Below are 4246 nucleotides of genomic sequence, written 5' to 3'. Positions count from 1 at the left end.
GCTCCCGCGACCTCGAGCGCGCCCACCAGGAGGCGCGGCCACTGGCCGGCGCCGATGTCGTCGAACATCTCGACCATCGCCGCCTCCCCCGCGAGCTTCGACGCCCCGGCCCCGAGGAACACCAGCGCGAGCGCGGCGCGCGCGACCCACGTGAGGACGGTCGCGGTCCGGGAACGGATGCCGCGTCGCCGGTCGGCGCCGACGGGCGCCTGGGTCCCGGTCATGCGGCCGAGCCGTCCGCGAGGAGCGCGTCGAGCCGCTCGTGGCCCTCGCGGACGCCGCGCTCCATGCCGCTCGCGACGATCTGGTCGCGCGTCGTGAAGTCCTCGGCGAGCGTCGTGACGGTGAGGCGCGTCCGGCCGTCGGGCAGCGGCTCGAACCGGTAGCGCTCGAGCACGACGCCGTCGCCCATGCCCTCGACCGCGACGGTCTGGACGATCGACGACGGCTCCACGACCTCGTGGAACGAGCCGTACGAGACGAGCTCCATCGGGCCGGAGACGTGCGTGTAGCGGTAGGAGCCGGCAGAGCGGCAGTCCCACGTGTCGAGGCGGGTCCGCGTGTCCGCCGGACCGAACCAGCGGAGCAGCAGGTCGGGGTCGACGTGCGCGCGGAAGACGCGGTCGGGCGTCGCGTCGAACTCGCGGACGAGGCGGACGACGGGCAGGTCGTCGGGGGCGACGACCTCGGTCTCGTGCCGGGTGCTGGTCATGCGCGGCCTCCTTCGGGTCCGGTGGTGCGGTCGGTGCGGTGGGTGAGGTCGGCGTCGCCGGTGCGGCCGGCGCTGCTGCCGGGCGGGTGCTCGGCGAGCAGGTCGTCGAGGCGGCGGTACCGCTCCTCCGCCTGGCGGCGGTACCGCTCGATCCAGCGGGTCATGAGCGCGAACACCTCCGCGTCGAGCTGGACGGGTGCGCGCCGGTCCTCCGGGTCGCGCCGGACGACGCCCGCGTCGGTGAGCACGCGCAGGTGCTTCGAGACCGCCTGGAGCGTGATGTCGTAGGGCTCGGCGAGCTGCCCGACGGTCGCGTCGCCGTCGGCGAGCCGGGCGACGATGTCGCGGCGCGTCGGGTCGGCGAGCGCCGCGAACGCACGGGAGAGCGGGTCGGTCGCCGCCATGGATCCTCCTCAACCATCTGGTTGACGACAACCATGGACCCGCTCCGGAGCGCGTGTCAACCGATCGGTTGAGAAGCCCGCTGGCAACGTCCCCGCGCGCGCCCGGCCTTGTCTCTACACCGGTGAAAAACGATTCGGACCGACGATCCACCGCTTCCCGCCTCGACAGCGCACGAACCGCTTCGGGAAGGTGGAGCAGCACGTCATTGCCTCGCCGTGCGCGCAGGAGCACCGCCCGCGCCGCCACTCCGGGGCCCGAGGAAGGATGTGGGATGGCACAACGACGACACAGGTGGGCGACCCTCGCGGTCACGCTGGTGACCGGCGCACTGCTCGGCAGCGCCGTCCTGCCGCCCGCCTCCGCCGCCGCAGGCGGGTCCGGGCCGTACCCGGCGGACTACGAGACCTCGTCGAGCCTGCCGAACCACACGATCTACCGGCCCGTGAACCTGCCGTCCGGGAAGATGCCGGTGTTCGTCTGGAGCAACGGCGCCTGCTCGGCGAACGGCACGTCGGCATTGCCGTTCCTGCGCGAGATCGCGTCGCACGGGTTCCTCGTGATCTCCAACGGCAGCCCGAACGGCGGCGGCTCGTCGACCTCGTCGTGGCTCACGCAGTCGATCGACTGGGCCGTCGCGGAGTCGTCGCGCACCGGCAGCCCGCTGCGCGACCGGGTGGACACGTCGAAGATCGCGGTCGCCGGGTTCTCGTGCGGCGGGCTCGAGGCCTACGCGGTGTCGGGTGACCCGCGGGTGACCACGACGATGATCTTCAGCAGCGGCCTGCTGAACGACGCCGACGACTACCAGCTCCGCCGGCTCGACCACCCGATCGCCTACCTCATCGGCGGCCCGGGCGACATCGCGTACCCGAACGCGATGGACGACTGGGGCAAGCTGCCGGCGGGCCTGCCGGCGTTCATGGGCAACCTGCCCGTGGGCCACGGCGGGACGTACGACCAGCCGAACGGCGGCGAGTTCGGGCGCGCCGCGGTGCTGTGGGCGAAGTGGCAGCTCAAGGGCGACACGCAGGCCGGCCGGACGTTCGTCACGTCGGGCTGCGGGCTGTGCAGCGGCGGGCAGTGGACGGTGCAGCAGAGGAACCTCGTCCTCGCACCGGAACCGACGCCGACGCCGACACCCACGCCCACCCCGACGCCGACCCCCACCCCGACGCCCACACCCACCACCACGACGCCGCCGGACCCGACGGCCGCGTGCTCCGCGACCTACACGGTCGTCAACCAGTGGCCGGGCGGGTTCGTCGCGAACGTCGACGTCACGGCGCAGCGCGCCCTCGACGGCTGGCGGGTGCAGGTGACGCTCCCGTCGGGGGCGTCGGCAACGCAGGTGTGGAACGGCGTGCGGGCGGGCACCGGTCAGCCGATGACCGTCACGAACGCGGCGTGGAACGGCGCCCTCCGAGCCGGCCAGGGCACCGGCTTCGGGTTCCAGGGCGTGGGGACCGGAGCGGGTGCCACGGTCTCCTGCCAGGCGGCCTGACCACGTCGGGACGGCGAGGTGCCCGCCCCGGGGAGGGGCGGGCACCTCGTCTTGTGCGGCCCGGAGCCGCTGGGCAGGCGGCAGACGAGCGGCCGTCGCCGACCGGTGCGGCGTCAGCGCGCGAGGAACGCGAGCAGCGCCTCGTTGACCTCGGCCGTGTGCGTGGTGAGCAGCCCGTGCGGCGCGCCCTCGATCTCGACGTACTCGACCGACGGGAGCGCCTTGACGAACCGGCGCGCGGTCACGTCGACGTCGAGGATGCGGTCGCTCGTGCCGTGCAGGATCAGCGCGGGCACGTCGACCTTCGGGATGTCGTCGCGGAAGTCCGTGCCCCACGTGAGCGGCGCGGCGGCCGACGCGACCGAGCCGGACCCGGCGGCGACGTCCCACGCGTGGCGCACCTGCTCCTCGGAGATGCGCGTGCCCAGGTTCTCGTCGAGGTTGAAGAAGTCCTGGTAGAAGGCCGTGAAGTAGGCGTACCGGTCCTGGCGGACGGTCGCCGCGATGTCCTCGAAGAACGACGCCGGCGCGCCACCCTCGGGGTTGTCCTCGGTCTTGGTGAGGAACGGCTCGAGCGACGCGAGGAACGCGGCCTTCGCGACGCGCGTCGAGCCGTACGTGCCGAGGTAGCGCGCGACCTCGCCGGTGCCCATGGAGAAGCCGACGAGGACGACGTCGCGCAGGTCGAGCGTCTCCAGCACGACGTTGAGGTCGGCGGCGAACGTGTCGTAGTCGTACCCGACGGACGGCTGGCTCGACCGGCCGAAGCCGCGGCGGTCGTACGTCACGACGCGGTAGCCGGCGTCGAGGAGGGCGGCGGTCTGGCCCTCCCACGAGTTGCCGTCGAGCGGGAAGCCGTGGATGAGGACGACCGGCTGGCCCGTGCCCTTGTCCTCGTAGTGCAGCTCGATGTCGACCGAGTTCTCCGTGCCGACGGTGATGCGTCCCATGGCCTGGCTCCTTCTCGTCGAGGGGAGAACGATCGTTCTCCGCCGCTGTCGCCTACACTAGAGAACGAGCGTTCTCAGCGCAAGGGCGGGGAGCAGAACGCCGGGCGACGGCCCGGTGAAGGGCGGTGGACCGTGACGCGGGCGACCGAGCAGACCGCGACGGCCGGGACGACCGGGCAGACCGCGACGATCGATGCGCGCGACCGCGTCGTCGCCGCCGCCGACGCGCTCTTCTACGCGCGCGGCATCCAGGCCGTCGGGATGGACGAGGTCCGCACCGCGGCGGGCGTCTCCCTCAAACGCCTCTACGCCGAGTTCCCCGGCAAGGAGGCCCTCGTGCTCGCGGTGCTCGACGCGCGGCACGGGATCTGGGAGGCGGGCCTGAGCGGTGCGCTGAGCGGCGTCGACGACCCGCGCGAGCGCCTGCTCGCGATCTTCGACTTCCTCGCCGAGTGGTTCACCGACGACACGTTCCGCGGCTGCGGGTTCATCAACGCGTTCGGCGAGCTCGGCGCCACGTCGCCCGCCGTCGCCGACGCCGTCCGCGTGCACAAGCAGTCGTTCCAGGACCACGTCGCCCGGCTCACCGCCGAGGCCGGGGGTGACCAGGCGCTCGCCGCGCAGCTCGCCCTGCTCGCCGAGGGCGCCCAGACGACCGCCGCGATCGCCGGCCGCGCG

The 4246-nt window shown here is 73.2% G+C and carries 6 protein-coding genes; 2 read left to right on the top strand and 4 right to left on the bottom strand.

What is annotated here, in order from left to right:
* The 3 genes from HGA02_RS20435 to HGA02_RS12010 form a co-directional block, all read right to left on the bottom strand.
* The coding region (locus HGA02_RS20435) for a DoxX family membrane protein (RefSeq protein WP_210728486.1) at window positions 1-224 on the bottom strand (224 nt) is incomplete at its 3' end.
* Entirely contained in the window at window positions 221-712 is a 492-nt protein-coding gene (locus HGA02_RS12015; protein ID WP_168679203.1) for an SRPBCC domain-containing protein, read from the bottom strand. The genes HGA02_RS20435 and HGA02_RS12015, both read right to left, overlap by 4 nt.
* On the bottom strand, window positions 709-1116 hold the full coding sequence (locus HGA02_RS12010; protein WP_168679202.1) for an ArsR/SmtB family transcription factor: 408 nt from the start codon (window positions 1114-1116) through the stop codon (window positions 709-711). The genes HGA02_RS12015 and HGA02_RS12010 overlap by 4 nt, the downstream gene beginning before the upstream one ends.
* A 272-nt stretch (window positions 1117-1388) precedes the next feature.
* Here HGA02_RS12010 and HGA02_RS12005 point away from each other — a divergent pair, with 272 nt between their 5' ends.
* On the top strand, window positions 1389-2618 hold the full coding sequence (locus tag HGA02_RS12005) for a cellulose binding domain-containing protein (protein ID WP_168679201.1): 1230 nt from the start codon (window positions 1389-1391) through the stop codon (window positions 2616-2618).
* A gap of 113 nt (window positions 2619-2731) precedes the next feature.
* Here the strand turns inward: HGA02_RS12005 and HGA02_RS12000 are convergent, their stop codons facing one another.
* Complete coding sequence (locus HGA02_RS12000; RefSeq protein WP_168679200.1) at window positions 2732-3568, bottom strand: alpha/beta fold hydrolase; 837 nt, start codon at window positions 3566-3568, stop codon at window positions 2732-2734.
* A 132-nt stretch (window positions 3569-3700) separates the two neighbouring features.
* Between HGA02_RS12000 and HGA02_RS11995 the strand changes: the two genes are divergently transcribed.
* On the top strand, window positions 3701-4246 hold a 546-nt coding region (locus HGA02_RS11995; protein ID WP_425483062.1), incomplete at its 3' end, for a TetR/AcrR family transcriptional regulator.

The organism is Cellulomonas septica (genome assembly GCF_012396155.1).
GTDB classification, from domain to species: domain Bacteria; phylum Actinomycetota; class Actinomycetes; order Actinomycetales; family Cellulomonadaceae; genus Cellulomonas; species Cellulomonas septica.
This window is presented reverse-complemented; position numbering and strand designations above follow the sequence as displayed.

Bases quoted from the DNA above. Each gene is read 5' to 3' on its own strand.
- HGA02_RS12015 (WP_168679203.1), bottom strand. From the start codon at position 712: ATGACCAGCACCCGGCACGAGACCGAGGTCGTCGCCCCCGACGACCTG.
- HGA02_RS12010 (WP_168679202.1), bottom strand. From the start codon at position 1,116: ATGGCGGCGACCGACCCGCTCTCCCGTGCGTTCGCGGCGCTCGCCGAC.
- HGA02_RS12005 (WP_168679201.1), top strand. From the start codon at position 1,389: ATGGCACAACGACGACACAGGTGGGCGACCCTCGCGGTCACGCTGGTG.
- HGA02_RS12000 (WP_168679200.1), bottom strand. From the start codon at position 3,568: ATGGGACGCATCACCGTCGGCACGGAGAACTCGGTCGACATCGAGCTG.